Here is a 16595-nt window from a genome sequence, read left to right as displayed (position 1 = left end):
GGCAAAAAGGCTCAATTTCTTTTGCTTCCTCTGGAAGTGTCAAGCCTTGTTCATCTTCGGTGTCTAATTTAAGAATCAGTGATAACTGCCAAGCATAGAGTTTACGCGGCTCGTCCTCAAAAGTGGCCAGTGTCGTGTTCACCGCAGCATAGACTTTTGCACCCATATCTTCACGGTGGATGACTTGGTAACTCGGCTCAGGAATAACAAACTTACTACTCACGTGTTTTCTCTCTTTGGTTCGATAATGGTCTCAGACTCAATTTCTATGAGCAACATTAACGACTCATGCCCGAGCTTGCAAGAGTCTTTCAATCACGCTAAAGCTACAAACGCTGTATGACTATAGAAACCAGCTTCTCTATACCTGAAGCTGCCTGACTAATCCGGCTCGCCAGCATATAGGCAGGAGTGGACACAGTATTATTGGCCTCATCAATAACGCAATCATCAACGGCGCAGGTTTGATGCTCTCCACCCATAGCAGTGATTGCCTCAGAGGTATCGGCATCATTTCCGATTGTACACTTCACTCCGTGGCCAATCAGCTTCGGCGCCAATGCCGGCGCAATACACACAAGCCCAATTACTTTTTGTTGACGGTGAAAGGCCTGAGCAAACTCAGCGACTTGCGAATTAACCTCCATATCGGTACCCGCTACCGCAAAGTTGGATAGATTTTTAGCCGCGCCAAAGCCTCCGGGGAAAATAAGCCCTGCATAATCTTCAGGTTTAGCCTCTGACAGGTCGATGATATCTCCGCGAGCCAGGCGTGCAGACTCAACGAGTACATTCCGAGTCTCATTCATCTCTTTACCCGTCATGTGATTAAGCACATGCATCTGATCAATATTCGGAGCCATACACTGATACGCAACCCCTGCTCGATCAAGTGCCAACAATGTCAGTGTTGCTTCATATATTTCAGAGCCATCGAATACACCACAGCCAGACAACACCACCGCAACTTTTTTATCGCTCATAAACCTTTCCTTCAGTTAGTCAATTGCCAGACAAAACTTTCATCGTTATTTCGAGTCTAGCAAGTCCATTCGAGTACAACAAAACATCGTCTTGATCTATATCAATTTATTGTTAGAAGAACCGCATATCGCCTGATAGGGCTTTAGCGAAGTAGCGGGTTGCTTAGATCGTTATTTACTATGCTCCGTTTAGTTCATATTATGTTCGCCAATTCGCTTCTCTTTAGACTAAGGAACACGGCCAGATGCAAAAGAATTTATGGCACGAGATTGAAAAACACCCGGAAATCAGAGTTGGTCAGTATATTGTGCCAAACTTTGTTTCAAACTCTATCGCGATCAAAACAAGTGATTCAGACATCGTGATTATCAGCCCTGGTAAATCTTTGATCGATGCCTTTCCCAAAGAATGGCTAAATGAAGAGCTCTGCATGCACCTGGTGATGCCAAACAGTTTTCACTATATGGGCGTTCAAGCCTGGCGAGATGCTTTTCCGAAACATCGCTTGTATGCAAGTAAAGGGGCGATCAAGCGTTTAGTTAAACAAGGGGTAGCTAGTTCAGAAAGCGATATCACTGCACTGGAAAGTGAGTTACCGCCACTGCCATTTAATTACTCTGTACTGATTCCACCAGGTCACCGGGGTCATGATGCCTGGTTTAAAAAGCACGATAAAGACTCGCAAACCAGCTTATGGATTACTTGTGATAGCTTTTTGAACTATGAACGCATGTCTAACCAGCCGATTGCAAAAGTCATGCAGAAAGTGCTTGGCGCTGCACCGGGTTTAAAAATGAGTCAAGTGATCAAGTGGTTTCTTCTTGACGATAAGGCCACGTTTAAACAGTGGGCATTGAAGCAAATAGACAATGACCAACCAGCAATCTTAATTCCAAGTCATGGAGAAGTGTTAGCCTCAGCAGAACTACCAATGAAACTTATTTCCCTGTTAAATAAGCGCTTATAACCGGCCTTTAGATAGTCACTGAGCCGCTATCATTTCAGCTAGTACTTGCAATAGAGTTTTTTAATTTCCTGCTGAAATTCGCGCTCTTCTCTTGGCAGATAAAGCTTATACTTGCGCTGAATAATCTCTCGGCGCACGATATAGTCACACCAATAAGCTTTGTTCTCGGGCATCCACTGGGTCGGCGACTTCCCTGCGCGGGCTTTTTTGCTCATGGAAGCTACCGGCACGATGTTATCTGAATCGCTCACCAGCTCCATACGTTGAGCATGAGACCAGTACGCACCACCGTAACGGTGGGCTTCTCTATAGCTCACCAACTGATCTAGTGCGATATCACCTAACTCAGTAATAACTTCGGTGGTATAGGGGTCAAGCCATTCGCCTTCGACAACGAAAACACAGTCACCTTTTTTGGCATAGCGAATATCGACTGTACTCGCTGTTGCCAGCGCTTGTGTATAAGCTTTTTGGCAACTTCGTGTTCTAGGTTGCCAATCTCTTGGGGAAAAAGGCCGGTCTTTCGCAGCAGCTGCCTCGGTTCCTTTATGAATTGTAAAGCAAGGCTCCGCATAACACTTATACTCACCTTTCTCATAATAGCCACCAATAAAGTCCAGCCCTTCGGGAGGCTCGGCACCAACCAACGAGGATGCACAAGCCAACACGCAATATATAACAAGACGAAGACTCTTCCTGCATTCGCGCATACAGCGACCCTTGATACTCGAAACAGCCCTACTCATCCATACCTCTTGCGTATTCTATCCATATTACATCACTCGCCAGGAGATTCTCTTACTCCAAGTCTATAGCGCGGAACCTTAAACCTTCCTCTGTAATTTGTTAAGTGCTTTAAGTCATAGTTGTGAAACGGATATAAAGTCTCTTTCGTCGTTAAGCAAAGAATTCGACCTGATTCACTGCATAGCTTTCAATGCTGCGATACAATAGCGCCTATATTTTTTACACCGAAGCAAATACGGACTGCTTTTCACAATGTTCCCTAGATTTTTCATTATATCGCTACTTTCTCTTTTCTGCGTCAGCGCTCATTCAGCAAAACTCGAGCAGAAAACTGTTTGCACATGGGACCCAGTTGGCCAGAACGGCCCAGTCATTGCATTCTTCTCAGACCTTACCCCGATTGCCCAAACCTGGGGGCTCGACCTGTCATTTATTGCTTATGAAGATGAAAATCTTGTGGCTTCAGATCTTAAGGAAGGTAAGTGTGATATCGGCATCGTTACTGCAATTCTGTCACGAGACTTTGTACAATTTGCCGGCACTCTCGATGCCATTGGCGGCATTACCTCGGAACGAAAACTTCATAAAACTCTGGCAGCCATTACCTCCCCAAAAGCCGTTGAATTAATGTCGGACGGTGACTATGAAGTCGTCGCTTCACTACCCGTTGGCTCCATGTTCGCTTTCGTAAACGACAAGAAAATTAAAGGAATCAATGACTTTAAGGGTAAAACTCTTGCGGTGCTAAATGGCGACATCCAAACGCGCATGTTTGCAGAACTCTCGGGGGCGGTTCCTATCAAGGTGACACTTTCAAATTTCTCTGAGCATTTTAACAATGGAGGACTGGATATCGTCCTCATGCCCGCGCTAGCCTATAACACCTTCGAACTATATAAAGGTCTTGGCGAGCGAGGGGGAATTCTTGATATACGCTTGTTTTACGGCATGCTCCAGGCTATCTCTATCAAGTCTGAGTTTAGCGAAGACTTCGGTACTAAAATGCGCCACTATATTGTTAACCGGATGAATAATATTTCCACCCTTATTAACAATGCCGAAAAACAGATCCCCAAAAAATATTGGATCAGAACCGACCAGTCGACCAAAGATGAGTTAGAGGATTTCTACAAGAATATTCGTTTAACGCTTAAGGTTACAGATCGCTTTGATGCCCGCGCTTTATCCTTATTATGGAAAATACGCTGCCATACCTCTCCTCATCGAGAAGAGTGCATCATGCCTAAGTAATCGACTCGCCTTACGATAGCACTAGTCACACATTCTGAGAGGGATCGTTGCTAACGAAGACTCGCCCCCCTTCCAGCGGTAGATTTGCATCGATGGCGAGTCGCACTGTCGACATGATATTCCGCAAATATCATTCGCCAGACAATGCTCTACCCGCCCTTTTCTAAGCCAAATATCCAGCATCCCTCTAACGGCCTCGACACTGCTGTCAAAGTGCAAAGCGATATCTTCCAGACTCGCCTGCTGACACTGCTGCAAATACGCTTTTATATCAGACAAAATCATAATAAAGCACCCTCAGGCTGAAGCTTGGACGCGATAGCTTCATCCTCATCGCCCTGTCTTCTTAAAACCACTATGACCAGAGCAAACAAGGCTGAAATAACGGCTAAGTGTGCGGCAGAACTTATAGGATGCTGAGTAAAGGTCGCAAGTTGATAAAACGCGGTGGCATTAAAGTAGGCGACACCTGTTGTCCACAATGCAACAAAGCCCGCCCAGGAACGCCCGGTTTCGCGGACAATTGCACCAATCGTCGCCACACAAGGAAAGTAGAGCAAAATAAATAGCAGATAAGAGAAAGCGCCTGCTTGGCCATTAAAACGTTCGACCATTTCGCCAAAGGTTCCACGGCTCACTTCCTGTGCTTCAGCGGCGGCATCGATATTGCTGATATCGCCCACATCTAAGCCTAAGGGATCAAACAGCATATCCCCTATAGCAGAAAAGTTTTCCGGTACTGTTGCCAATGCTTCACTCAGGCTAGCTCCCAGATCAAAGCCCTGCTCTTGCGCTTCACCTTCGCTCGCTAATTGCCCATATAGTGAATCCAAGGTGCCCACAACGGCTTCTTTAGCTAAGACCCCGGTAAAGATGCCAACCGTAGCAGGCCAATTTTCTTCACTAATGCCCATAGGAGAGAACATCGGCGTAAGCGTTTTGCTCACTTCGCTTAAGACCGAGTCTTCAGAATCTTCATTCCCGAAAGAGCCGTCCGTGCCAATCGAGTTGAGCACATTTAGCGCCAGCACCATCAGAACAATCACCTTCCCGGCATCGCGGATGAAAAGCTTTACTCTATCCCAGGTTCTTAATAATACGGCTTTTAAGGTGGGCAAGTGATAAGGAGGCAGCTCCATCATAAAACCGCTGCTTTCGCCCTGAAGAAGGGTTTTACGCATAATTAAACCCGTTAGAACAGCAACAGCAATACCTGCCAAATAAAGAATAAACACTAGATTTTGACCATTGTCAGGAAAGAAGGCCGCCGCAAACAATACGTATACAGGTAGACGCGCACCACATGACATAAAAGGATTCATCAAAATAGTAAGCTTTCTTTCTCGCTGGTTTTCCAGGGTTCGCGTCGCCATGACAGCGGGAACATTACAACCAAAACCAACGATCATCGGTACAAAGGCTTTACCTGGCAGACCAATCTTACGCATAGCTCTATCCATCACAAAGGCTGCGCGTGCCATATAGCCGCTATCCTCAAGTGCGGATAAAAACAAATACAAGCAAACAATAATAGGAATAAAGGTAGAGACAACCTGAATGCCCCCTCCAATACCATCTGCCAAAAACACCTTGCTCCATTCAGGCAAGCCAAGCAGCCCCATCAGATGCGCAGTGCCATCAACAAAAATTGCACCCACGCCCATATCGAAGAGGTCAATAAAGGCACCGCCAACGTTGATCGTAAAGGTAAACATCGCATACATAACCAGTAAGAATATACCGATTCCCAAGCGCTTCCCGAGTACAATATGGTCTATCTTATCAGATAGATTCTTGCCCACGACACCAGCTTCCTTTATTACCTCTTGCGATAAGCAATGTGCATGATTAAAGCGCCCATCAGCAATATGTATGTCGACGTCTTCCCCGGTTCTTTCTTCAATCTTGCTCTGCCAATGGGAAACCCTTGATAGCAGCTCTTTTTGACCAGCCGATTCAATTGCGCCCAATACAGCGCTATCATTTTCCAAAAGCTTAGTCGCGACCCAGCGTTGTTCGTTTGCTTTAACAGTAGCTGGTAGATAGCCGGAAACGGATAGGATTGCCTGCTCAACCAAGTCTTCATGTACCAGCTCGATTGAGTTCTGCTCGCTGGAACTTAACTCGTACTTGATCGCGCTAGCCAAACCTTTCAAGCCTTCCCCTGTCACAGCGACGATAGGCACCACCGGGCAACATAAGGCTTCGCTTAAGCGTTCAACATCGAGACTAATGCCACGCTTGCGGGCAACGTCCATCATATTCAGCGCCACGACCACTGGAACGCCCATTTCTCGTAATTGCACAGTGAAATAGAGGTTACGCTCAAGATTCGAGGCATCAACCACATTAACGATCAGGTCAGCGTCGGCAGAGAGAAGATAGTCCCGGGTAACTTTTTCATCCAGAGACGATGCATCCAGCGAGTAAATACCTGGCAAGTCGACAACGTTTGCCTCGTCTCCTAGCAACTTTGTTCGCCCTGCTTTGCGCTCAACCGTTACGCCAGGCCAATTACCTGTGGTTTGTCTAATTCCTGTAAATTGATTAAAAAGGGCTGACTTACCACAATTAGGGTTGCCACCCAGAGCGATGGTTAACATAGGCTTAGGCCTCTGAAGCTGCTAGCAAGGAGAAACTTTAAGATGACGGGCAATACTATCGCCCAAGGCGATTCTCGTTCCACGATTTGCGAGAACCAAACCGTGTCGGCGACGTTGGAGCAAGCAGACCTCACCACCCACACGCAAACCAAGCCCTATCATTTTTCTGGCAAGGCTTTTACCGCCACTGATCTGTGTAATGGTTGCGTTCTGACCTTCTGATAATCGATCCATACTTAAGCTTTGCGTCATCAAGATTCACCTCACAAACAATAATAGGAATGATTCGTATCTAAAGGCTATCAATAGAACTTAATGAATACCATTGAAGCTTAATAGGAATCAATCTCGTTTGACTTAGATCAATTATTGGCAAGCTTAGGCTGATAAGAGTAGGTAATGACTTACCTCCTATTGGTTATAAAAGAGAGAGCGAAAATTTTCTCAACCCTTTTCCCAATTGAGGTTAGAATAGAAGCTCTAAACCAAAACCGAAGCACTCTATGAGAACCGTCAAAGATTTCCACTTCGTTAAACGCTTACTCAAAACGCTTTATATCAAAGATGTCGTAATAGCGAAGTCCTCTGAAGACCTTGATACGATTCTGGCTCAGGAGCCGCGTTTAATTATCGCGCTAAATCATGGGCCGATGATGGGTGCGCTGGCAGGTTTGGTTGGCCTGGCAGATTCCATGCAAAAGCATGGTGGAGAGAAGCGTTCGCCCTTCGGTATCACCTGGCGAAAGTTTTACGAGCTGCCCATCGCGAAACAATTACTTAGCTTTCTCACGCAGATTAACCACGGAGTAGGTTTTGATGAAGCCTGTGTATTATTACAAGAAGAAGGCTTTACTGATTGCGTTATTATGCCCGAGGGCGAGCTGTGTAATTTTGGCGACGGCGTTGCGGTGCTTCCTTTTCTCAGCCCTCGCTTTATTGAGCTGGCACTCGTTAACCAGTGCCCGGTTTTAATCGCCGTCCATCACGGCTCTGATCGCTGGGCCATGCCAATTAAGTTAGACCGACGCTTAGAGCCTCTATTCAAGTGGCTTCCTCAACATATGCACGAGACGATTAAGCATTCAAGAACACTTAGTATTCCCAAGCCGGTCAAAAAGAAGATTCCCAAGCTGTATATGAGCTTTGCACGGTACCAGCCAAGCCTAAGCTTGAAAACACTGAGCGACAATAAGGAGCAGCGCAATCAGCAACTCCATAAAGAAGCCGAGATTGTTAGAGACAAAATGAAGAAAATGATCTCCCTGATCATCACAGAACGCCGACTGAATGACTTGGTTCATTAAGCCTCTTACATGAGTGATTCGATACAAGGCTTCCTTGTCACACGGCAATGGCGAGATACACCACAAGGCGTGCTGCTCAAGTATTGGTTTTATTAATGCAAAACAAAGTCAAACCATATTTGAATATAAATTCACCATTTCTGTATTGTTAAGTATACGCAAATAATAGTTTCAAAAGATAAAACTGCTTAGAAACACCTCACCTTAACGGTTCACGGAACGACAAATAGGTAAAGTATGTGGTTTGGGTTTTAGTCACTGGAATACATATACCGAGCCTTCCTTTCTCGTACAATTTTGATCAGATTTGCATCACGAATAGCAGCATACCCGTGAACGTTAAGCACTGATAAAAAAATACTATAAAGGCTCTCTGGATTAATTTTCTTGCTGAGCAACATCGAAACTTTTGTTTGACTTCTAACTCGCGGACTAAAAATAATGGTATAGCCAGTTTGCGCGGACACTTCTCTACTCAACTGATATATATCCAGCGTTGAATATTTTGGCGCAGACGCACAAAATGTTGAACCCAGCAGCATTGCTACAACTAACAGGAAGCTATTTGCTCTAAGGCTCAGAATACCGGCTGTCATAGATCTTCTAGTGTATTTTTTATCATTTCCTCAAACGAAGGGTGCGTACGCAACGCTTTTAAAGCGTCATCCTTAGTAGCCTCATCTCGATAGCTATCACTTTTAGCAATTGCGTTAGATAAATAGGAAAGCGCCTCCTCATATTGCTGCAGTGCCGTATAAGCACAGGCAAGCTGATAAAATGCATGTCCATTGTCAGGATCAAGCTCTAAAGCTTGCTGGCATAGGTTTGCGGCCCATTGTGGCTCATTGATTTCTAATACCGCATCCGCCTTGTAGGTCAAAGCTTCACAGTCATCGGGCTTGATCTTCAAAATGTCATCATAACTTGAGATTCGATTGCTGGGGCTTGTATCTTGTCCCGCCCTGAGCCAAAGAGATTGAACCTCTTGCGTAAGCGCCAGCGCTTTTCGGTTATCATCAATGTCTGAACTTTTCTGGCTGAGCTGATCCTCAAAGCTTTGTAAACGATGCTCATACTCGAGAACTAGTTTAGAAATTTGCTCATCTGCGATCGATTGAACCTAAACTCAACACCCAAAGCAACGTTGTTACCGACGAAAACGCCCAGCGCTGTTTCGAATAAAAACTTAGACCTTGCATTATCGCCGCCGTAACCGAGCAAACCGAGTTCATTTGCATTACTGTAGCGAATATTCGCATTCACAAAGCTAGTATGATGAAACAATCCGTCGATCCACGCTTTTGCAGCACTTAGATAGAAATCAGTTCCGCTGCTATCTTTAGCGCCAACAAGATTGATCACACCCGCATCAATGAGTCTTTTTTGCTGTGTACCGATACTGATTACCGGTAATGTGTCATAAACCAAATCGCCAAAAAGTCGAACCTTCAGACCAATAATATTTTGTCTCACCGATTGCGATAATGCATCAACATAAAAGTCCTGATGAGCGAAGCTGAATTCGATACGGTCTCGAAAATTAATCAAAGCTCCGTGCACGCTCATATTATAATCATCAACGTCCACTTCACTTGCGACTATGCTGAAACCTAGCTCGTCTCTAGTAGCGTACCCCCCTAACGGCGCCCAAGGAATTAAACCTCCTCCTGCACTACCTTCGATAGAGGTAACACCCGAAGTACCCAATAACTTACTACCCGCTGCATTAACAGAGCTTGTAAAAAACAAGATCAAAATTACTAATGCAATACAGAATTTCGGAGCATAATTCATTCTTCTATCTCACTTGGTCGTCAGCGCCAGCGCTTCTTATTAAACTTAGTATTTTTCGTTGATTTGATCTCAATGACTACGGTTTGTGGAGAATTCACATCAAACTCAGACACCTTAAGAGGCTTTGCAGTGTTTTTTAACAGAGGGTGCCATACAAAAAACTCTGATGGCACTTTTTCCGGCACAGCCAAACTCGCTCGACCTTTACTGTCTGTTTTGCTTGCATAAGGTGTATCTATAACCAAAATATACCCAAGCATTGAATCGTGTATATTGCACCCTAGTGCCACGACGCCTGGCGTTTCAAACTTGATAGGAGATTCCGGCTTGTCGGCGTAAAGCTTTATTTCAAAGCGCTTTGGCTCTGAAAACGAATAAACATGATGTCTAATATTGTCGCTATTCGGAAAGCTCACTAAATCACCGACCTGAGCAATCAATACATGAGGGGCGAATTGCCTATTTTTCTGATCCATTATCAAGTTCGATGGAATACGCTTATTGCCAGACAAGGAAGCATATTCAGATTCGACTTGAAAATAAACGACACCATCGACAAGTGCTTGGCCATTTTGATCTTGAAGCGTTATATCGACAATTCCAGCAGCCTGACAGATATTAAATGACAGCCATGTCACGATGAAGATAAAACCCCGATCGAATGTATAAAGATTTGTAGACATAAGCGAAAATAAAACTAACTGGCAACATTATTAGAGTTTAGAACGAACAGTCTAGACCATGTGATGAAACTCTGTTTTGTTATAAATACTTGGCTAAGCAATTGTCTAACTCGATTGAGCGGTCATATTACGAAAAGAAAGCGGCGTCATGCCAAAACGTTTTTTAAACTGCCTGTGAAAGTGACTGAGATTATTGAATCCTATGTCTAGGGCAATGCGAGTAATGTCCTTTTTAGAAAACGCGAGTTGCTTTGCAGCATCATCGAAACGCAGTTGCAGAACAAACTCAATTAGACTGAACCCATACTTCTGCTTGAATTTTCGTGTAAGCTGGCTCCGAGATACTGAAAACCTCTTGCTCAAATCATCTAAATTGATATCTTCGACATAATGCCGTCTGACCCATGCAGTAATGTGATCAATATGATCGAAACTGATTTTAGAAAGAGCTGTGTCTTGATGCAGCCTCTCCATATGTAGAAGCAGCATTTTTATAAAGCAGTTTTCCGCAAATGATTGGTTCAAAAGAGAAGGTGACATCGAGAGTGCATCAACTTCTTGAATGCATCTTTCTAGATTGTCGCCCTGATCATTATTGGAATGAGACAGTGTCGTTTCTTGCTTTAGTTTTTCTATAAAGTCGTTATTGCATGGCGAACGCATTAAGTCGAGTGTGGCGGGTTTGATACAAGCAAGCAGTACTTCGCTACATGCTGACTCGCCATCAAAAATGGTAATTTTATGCACCATATTACAAGGAATAAAGATCGCGCTTCCTTGTTTTAGTGTATATGTTGCTAGACTATCTTCAATTAATAAGCCCCCACTCAAGCAGACGAGAAACTCATGCATATTATGTGCATGTTCTTTTATCGCCCCTCTTATAAGCGTTTTTTTCATCCAAAACATATCTTACCCGAAAGTACATAATTTAAATCAGAAAGTACAAGAACCAATGATATAGAAATAATACTATAACTCTTATTATGAACTAATAGTATATAGGATGTAGAAATGATTAAGTTGCACCACTTGAATAATTCACGATCTCAACGCGTTATTTGGGCCTTAGAGGAGTTAGGGCTAGACTTTGAAATAGAATCCTATCAGCGAGACCCTACTACCTACCTAGCTCCAGAAAAACTTAAGGAAGTGCACCCTCTTGGTAAGGCTCCGATCTTGGAAGATGGCGAAAATAAAATTGCAGAGTCTGCGGTTATCATCGATTATCTAGTGAATCAGTACGCTCCAAATCTAAAGCCGGAAATCAACACTGAAGAATATTTAAACTACCAATACTGGATGCACTATGCTGAAGGTTCATTGATGCCTTATCTCGTTATGAAGCTTGTATTTGATAAGGTTAAAACCAGCCCGATGCCTTTTTTTGCTAGACCTATTGCAAAAAAGATCGCCGAAAAAGCAATTTCTACCTTTATAAAGCCAAATTTAATCACACATTTAAGCTATATCAATCATTACTTAAATGGACGTTCTTGGTTCTGTGGTGATGCCTTGAGTGGTGTTGATTTTCAAATGATTTTTCCACTAGAAGCAGCCTGCGCAAGAGGCCTGGCAACTCCCGAAACACATCCTAATATTAGCAATTATGTTGCCAGTATTCATGCTAGGCCCGCATACCAGGCCGCCATAAATGCAGCTGGTGATTACGATTACGCATAGTCTGGCTTAACGCTATACAACATATTAACAACAGCAACCGTCTCCCTGGCCCTAACAAAGAAGGTCTCCGCTAGACCTTCTTTTCCACAGGTCAATCACACCCGCTGTTAATCACCACACCCTATGTTAAAGAAGCGATAAATTGTTCATGAAATACAATGCTATCGACAGGCTTTGAATAAAGATAACCCTGAGCTTGAATACAGCCCAGTTTAATTAGTTCACTCTCTTGTGCTTTCGTTTCTACACCTTCAGCAATCAACGAAAGCTTAAAAGTGTCGCCTAAAGAGATTATTGTCTTAATCAAATCACAATATGGGCTTCGAAGGGGTATGTATTAACAGCTAACCTGCCTGACTCTTGGTTACACGTGATAGCCCAAGAAATCGTCGGGCTCACATTTTCGTTTGACGCTTTCACCTTCTTTCTAGTAGAAGTTAAAGTGTCTAAAAATAGAATAAATCTAGAAGAAGCTTATTAACATCCGCCAATGGGACAGGATCTTTGGCGAATAAGACACTCAATCGAGAATGTGAACTTATCGTGGTAGGAATTATCTAGATAATAAAGAGGCATATCTCAGTAACAAGATATGCCTCTAACTTGGTAAACAATTTCAGGATGTATAATTAGAGCGTTGGCACTTTCAAAGTTGACTGTTTATTGCTGCTATATTCAAAATCCACAAAGTAATCGACACCCGTTGGAGATTGATATTGTGGGTCTTTGGTATCAACAGCTAGAACAAGGCGATGACCCGCGGGTACATCGTATGCTGTCGTTACTAGATCGAAGTCGACAGAAATTTTTTCGCCGGAGTTTGTGTCTGGCAATGTAATCGCGCCATGAGTTATTAATTTTCCAACACCCAAAGCATTCATGTCATAAAGATAAGCAACTAGCTGGATCTCATCGTGCTTTGGTTGTATCTGTAGTGATACTGAAGGATTCCCACGTATTTGCATTTCTTCGCTCAGCCAGCTCGATTTCCAATGGATACTTCTAATATCCGAGGCGGCTGGAATACTCGCTAAGATAGGCACCTCTAACTGCTCAAGAATTTGTGATAACAGCGGAATCTGCGTGCTAAATAAGGTACCGGCCCAAGCATTGATTGTGTTGTCTCTGCCGAAGAAGCTCCAGTATGGGTAGCTCTCCATATCACCATCATCGAAGGCTGAGCGAGGGTGTAAGTAAAAGGTTTCTGTACTGGAATCTTCTATAGGGAAGTGGTCAAAGCTATCGTACTGATCTTCAAACTTCACTTTCATTGTAATGGGTTTAGCGCTTGCTATCGGCGTGTTATCACCCTTTAAGTGATGATCAAACCATTGATAGGTACTTGTCCAAGGTAAGGCTTCCGCACCGATGACTGGAGGAAGTAAGTCTGCTGAAGCATGAGTACCTGAAACCAAATCAATATGTTTTGGCCCGGTAAGCTGTTCAAACATACTCATTAATGAGTTAGGTTGGAACAAATTATCACCATAAGCTTTGGCGATATAAACTGCCGTACCATTGGTATTAAGCTCATCAACATAATTGGATGGAGAGCGAACACCCGCCCACTCCATAACAGCAGGAATCTCACTTAAGTTCTGATTTTTGATATTTGACCAGTGCTGCTCGACAATTGGGTCCAGATTTCCGAGTAAGTTGCCACTTAGTGTTAGTAGCTCACCCCAGACCAAGCGAGGTGTTTGGTTTCCATATAACGAATCTGCCAAGCTGCCCCAAGCACTCATTGCTGAAACGGCTTTTATTCTAGGGTCGTGTGCTGCGCCAATCAAAGAAATACCTGAACCATAGGAAACACCCGCACTCCCTATTCTCTCTGGGTCTACGTTATAGTTTTCGATAAGGTAATCTATCACACGGCTAAAATCATCGATGTCCTTTGGGCCAGCCGTATTAATCATGCCTTCTGATGTGCCGAAACCTCGAGTGCTATAACTAAAAACGATGTAGCCCTTTTCTGCTAACTCTCCTGCTTGTGTTAAATACTCATATTCATTCAGAGCCCAGCTATTTACAAAAATGATGGCTGGTGCTGGTTCTGACAGGTCATTAGGAACAAAGACATTGGCGGCCAAGTCAACACCATCATTTGCCTCCACAATGATGTCATCATTTGTTGTGTAGGCATCAGAGGTCGGAAAGATACCTTGGTTCAACAGTCCTGCAACAAAACTAAGTGCGGGGATATATCCATCATTATTAGCTTGTGCAGCCGGGACAAGCACACTTGCGGCAATACTTGCTGTTAGAATTGTTTTAATTAACTTCATTATTTTTATCCTTATTTTTATTATCTTAACTAGATATGTGTTAGTACGATCGTTTGTAAGTTCGATACTCCTTATCAATTTCATACCTCTTTTGTTAATAAATAGTATGTATTGATGAACACATGCTACATCCTTTAATAAGACAAATCGTTTACCAAATGAGACAGTTAGATTGAAATGTGAATAAACTCTCAGTTTTTGAGTGCCTAATAGAGATTAAATAGAACTTAACTGCTGCATAATAGGAAAAGTCGTATTACGGTTTAACAAAAGAATAAATACAATGAATACTAATGCTCGTTTTCCAGGTTGGGGAAGCGGTCAGGTGACAATCTTGCTTGAATATGCCTTATCTAAAGGCCTATCCACTAAGCGAGTATTGGAGGGCTCTGGTATTACACTCGAAAGCCTTGAACATAGTGACCCGTCCTTAGACCAAGAATTGCGTGTGATTAAAAATTTGCTTGCTTGTATGCCCACTCATCCTTTTAGAGTAGGCTTTGATGTTGGTTTACATTGCAATGCAAACTCATTCGGTTTGATGGGGCAAGCCCTTCTTGCTTGTAAAACACCAAAAGCTATTATCAACTTCGCCTCACAGCATTTAAATGGTGAATTGAATTTTTCAATCATAAAACCACGTATCTATAAGTCTTCGGTAAAGACGACTTTTGATTATCGTAGAGGCCTGTGTGATAAAAGCGTCTCTTTCGTTCTAGGGAGGGATATGGGCTCAGCCATCTCATTTCAGGAAACCTTGTACAACGATATTCCTGACATTGTCGTAGAAGTTGGGTTTAAAGGAGAGCCTCTACCCGGAATGGAAGAGATAGGTGAATACTATCGCTGCCCAGTTAAGTTCGAGCAAAACGATAATTATTTGCTCAATGACATACGTGTAATGGATATCGTCATGCCATTAGGTAACCGTATGATGGAAAAAATCTTAACCAAACGAATCCAAAAATATGTTGATCAACTACCTGATATGCTTACCATTGAATCAAAGACACAACGCTACTTCGAGGAAAATGGCTACCAAGACTTGAGCAAAGAACAACTGGCTAAAGCGCTCAATATTTCATCACGAACGCTTACACGCTATCTAACAAAAGAAGGGACAAACTGGAGAAAACTATCTAATCAACTTCGTATGGATAGAGCTAAGGAATACTTAATCAGTACACCTGAAGGCATTGAACAGATTGCTTTTAAAGTCGGCTTCTCTAACGCGAGTAGCTTCTCAAGCGCATTTTCTCGTGAGGTAGGGCGAAGCCCACTCGAGTTTAGGCTAACAAATTCTTGGGGGGAAACCCAATAAGTTTGTTAGGGTGGCGTATCATTCAAAGCAGCGAATAACCTCGTTATGGGACGTTAATGATCACTCCTAATAGGCAATATGCCACGTTTTTAAAAAGAGCGGTGCTAGCGCTTCGCAAAAATAAATGCGTGACCTTTCCACAGTTTAAAGATTCGATGAAGCTCTGAGTTACTCGTTATCGAATTACTAGGCCTTTCGCACCTTGAGAACCCAGGCGACTTACTTTTGATTTGATTCCCTGCTGTTTATAGATCTTTTCGAGTAGACCTGTCTTTATGGCGCCATCTAGAGCTATGTTAAATTGTTCACGCAACTCTAAGGCCCCACTCTTCTTGCGAGTAAAGCCGACATGAAAGGCCTTGATAGGTCCGACTGCTTTAGGAATATAGTCAATGTTCCGAAACAAAGGTGCATACTGATCAATATAAAACTGACATACCAGCTTGTTGCATATAAATAGCTCGATGTGCTCGCGGTTCAATTTTTTTAAGTTGTCGAGTGTTGGGTTTTGTGAAAACAGCGGAGCTGTCTTTATGAGCCCTTCACGCTCAGCAGCTTGGAACGCTATAGGATAATGGTAGCCTGCATTTGACCCGATACTATAAGGCTGAAGATCTGATAAAGTCTCCCACGATATTTCTGACGATCTTCTTTTGAAAAATACAGTATCAATTATTGAGATAGGGTTAGAAAAGTATGCAGATTTGCTTCTCGACTCGCTGTAGGTATACGGATATACCCCGTCAACAAGACCGCCCTCCACCATTAAAAGTGCTCTTTTTGCTGGGACCGAAGTAATCTCCAGCTGATAGCCCATTGTTTCAAAAATCTCATGTAGCAGTTGTGTAACGCTTCCGACGACTTTCCCAGCTTCTACGAAACTATGCGGAGCATGCTCAACGGTGACAAAGTGAAGTTCTTTCGAGGTCGTTTGGACGCTAAATAAACAAAGGCTCAAGAAACAAAAGGA

The 16595-nt window shown here is 43.3% G+C and carries 20 protein-coding genes; 6 read left to right on the top strand and 14 right to left on the bottom strand.

Features of this window, described 5'->3' with window-relative positions:
* The coding region (locus tag A3763_RS01540) for a hypothetical protein (RefSeq protein ID WP_156494813.1) at nt 1-223 on the bottom strand (223 nt) is incomplete at its 3' end.
* A 103-nt stretch (nt 224-326) separates the two neighbouring features.
* Entirely contained in the window at nt 327-983 is a 657-nt protein-coding gene (gene elbB, locus A3763_RS01535; RefSeq protein ID WP_068507707.1) for an isoprenoid biosynthesis glyoxalase ElbB, read from the bottom strand.
* Nucleotides 984-1228: 245 nt separating this feature from the next.
* Here elbB and A3763_RS01530 point away from each other — a divergent pair, with 245 nt between their 5' ends.
* Nucleotides 1229-1951 carry a hypothetical protein gene (locus A3763_RS01530; protein ID WP_068507705.1) on the top strand — a complete coding sequence of 241 codons (723 nt, stop codon included), beginning with the start codon at nt 1229-1231 and terminating at the stop codon, nt 1949-1951.
* A gap of 38 nt (nt 1952-1989) precedes the next feature.
* On the opposite strand, the gene A3763_RS01525 is transcribed toward A3763_RS01530, so the two are convergent.
* A complete protein-coding gene (locus A3763_RS01525) occupies nt 1990-2697 on the bottom strand; it encodes a hypothetical protein (RefSeq protein WP_156490203.1) in 708 nt (235 codons plus the stop codon).
* 253 nt (nt 2698-2950) lie between these two features.
* On the opposite strand from A3763_RS01525, the gene A3763_RS01520 reads away from it, so the two are divergent.
* The gene (locus A3763_RS01520; protein ID WP_068507699.1) at nt 2951-3949 is read left to right on the top strand and encodes a putative solute-binding protein; all 999 of its coding nucleotides are present in this window, start codon (nt 2951-2953) and stop codon (nt 3947-3949) included.
* Nucleotides 3950-3970: 21 nt separating this feature from the next.
* Here the strand turns inward: A3763_RS01520 and A3763_RS01515 are convergent, their stop codons facing one another.
* From A3763_RS01515 to A3763_RS01505, 3 genes are read right to left on the bottom strand one after another with little or no spacing between them, the layout of a single operon-like run.
* Nucleotides 3971-4234, bottom strand: coding sequence for a FeoC-like transcriptional regulator (locus A3763_RS01515; protein WP_068507697.1), 264 nt, complete (start codon nt 4232-4234; stop codon nt 3971-3973).
* The gene (feoB, locus tag A3763_RS01510; protein WP_068507695.1) at nt 4231-6552 is read right to left on the bottom strand and encodes a Fe(2+) transporter permease subunit FeoB; all 2322 of its coding nucleotides are present in this window, start codon (nt 6550-6552) and stop codon (nt 4231-4233) included. Before feoB ends, A3763_RS01515 begins: the two co-directional genes overlap by 4 nt.
* A 21-nt stretch (nt 6553-6573) precedes the next feature.
* Nucleotides 6574-6804 (bottom strand): FeoA family protein, encoded by a 231-nt coding sequence (locus A3763_RS01505; RefSeq protein WP_068552836.1) that lies wholly within the window; start codon nt 6802-6804, stop codon nt 6574-6576.
* Nucleotides 6805-7055: 251 nt separating this feature from the next.
* Here A3763_RS01505 and A3763_RS01500 point away from each other — a divergent pair, with 251 nt between their 5' ends.
* The gene (locus tag A3763_RS01500; RefSeq protein WP_068552838.1) at nt 7056-7856 is read left to right on the top strand and encodes a hypothetical protein; all 801 of its coding nucleotides are present in this window, start codon (nt 7056-7058) and stop codon (nt 7854-7856) included.
* 9 nt (nt 7857-7865) lie between these two features.
* The gene (locus A3763_RS30005; protein ID WP_368664562.1) at nt 7866-7952 is read left to right on the top strand and encodes a hypothetical protein; all 87 of its coding nucleotides are present in this window, start codon (nt 7866-7868) and stop codon (nt 7950-7952) included.
* 155 nt (nt 7953-8107) lie between these two features.
* On the opposite strand, the gene A3763_RS01495 is transcribed toward A3763_RS30005, so the two are convergent.
* The 5 genes from A3763_RS01495 to A3763_RS01475 form a co-directional block, all read right to left on the bottom strand.
* Nucleotides 8108-8452 carry a hypothetical protein gene (locus tag A3763_RS01495; protein ID WP_068507691.1) on the bottom strand — a complete coding sequence of 115 codons (345 nt, stop codon included), beginning with the start codon at nt 8450-8452 and terminating at the stop codon, nt 8108-8110.
* Nucleotides 8449-8766: a tetratricopeptide repeat protein gene (locus tag A3763_RS27885; RefSeq protein WP_068507689.1), complete on the bottom strand. Its 318-nt coding sequence runs from the start codon at nt 8764-8766 to the stop codon at nt 8449-8451. Before A3763_RS27885 ends, A3763_RS01495 begins: the two co-directional genes overlap by 4 nt.
* A gap of 173 nt (nt 8767-8939) precedes the next feature.
* Nucleotides 8940-9650: a DUF3034 family protein gene (locus tag A3763_RS01485; protein WP_068507687.1), complete on the bottom strand. Its 711-nt coding sequence runs from the start codon at nt 9648-9650 to the stop codon at nt 8940-8942.
* A gap of 20 nt (nt 9651-9670) precedes the next feature.
* Entirely contained in the window at nt 9671-10288 is a 618-nt protein-coding gene (locus A3763_RS01480; protein ID WP_082865046.1) for a methylamine utilization protein, read from the bottom strand.
* Nucleotides 10289-10438: 150 nt separating this feature from the next.
* The gene (locus tag A3763_RS01475; protein ID WP_068552843.1) at nt 10439-11233 is read right to left on the bottom strand and encodes an AraC family transcriptional regulator; all 795 of its coding nucleotides are present in this window, start codon (nt 11231-11233) and stop codon (nt 10439-10441) included.
* A 114-nt stretch (nt 11234-11347) separates the two neighbouring features.
* Here A3763_RS01475 and A3763_RS01470 point away from each other — a divergent pair, with 114 nt between their 5' ends.
* Nucleotides 11348-12016, top strand: a complete 669-nt coding sequence (locus A3763_RS01470) for a glutathione S-transferase (protein ID WP_068554155.1) — start codon at nt 11348-11350, stop codon at nt 12014-12016.
* 121 nt (nt 12017-12137) lie between these two features.
* On the opposite strand, the gene A3763_RS30000 is transcribed toward A3763_RS01470, so the two are convergent.
* Together A3763_RS30000 and A3763_RS01465 are read right to left on the bottom strand one after the other, a co-directional pair.
* Complete coding sequence (locus tag A3763_RS30000) at nt 12138-12323, bottom strand: EAL domain-containing protein (RefSeq protein ID WP_068508809.1); 186 nt, start codon at nt 12321-12323, stop codon at nt 12138-12140.
* A gap of 322 nt (nt 12324-12645) precedes the next feature.
* Nucleotides 12646-14304 (bottom strand): alpha/beta fold hydrolase, encoded by a 1659-nt coding sequence (locus tag A3763_RS01465; protein ID WP_068553461.1) that lies wholly within the window; start codon nt 14302-14304, stop codon nt 12646-12648.
* Between the two features lie 283 nt (nt 14305-14587).
* Here A3763_RS01465 and A3763_RS01460 point away from each other — a divergent pair, with 283 nt between their 5' ends.
* On the top strand, nt 14588-15625 hold the full coding sequence (locus tag A3763_RS01460; protein ID WP_068632948.1) for an AraC family transcriptional regulator: 1038 nt from the start codon (nt 14588-14590) through the stop codon (nt 15623-15625).
* Nucleotides 15626-15800: 175 nt separating this feature from the next.
* Here the strand turns inward: A3763_RS01460 and A3763_RS01455 are convergent.
* On the bottom strand, nt 15801-16595 hold a 795-nt coding region (locus A3763_RS01455; protein WP_068759831.1), incomplete at its 5' end, for an ABC transporter substrate-binding protein.

Source organism: Oleiphilus sp. HI0128 (assembly GCF_001635365.1).
The sequence above is the reverse complement of the archived record's forward strand: the minus strand, read 5'-3'. Positions and strand labels throughout refer to the sequence as shown.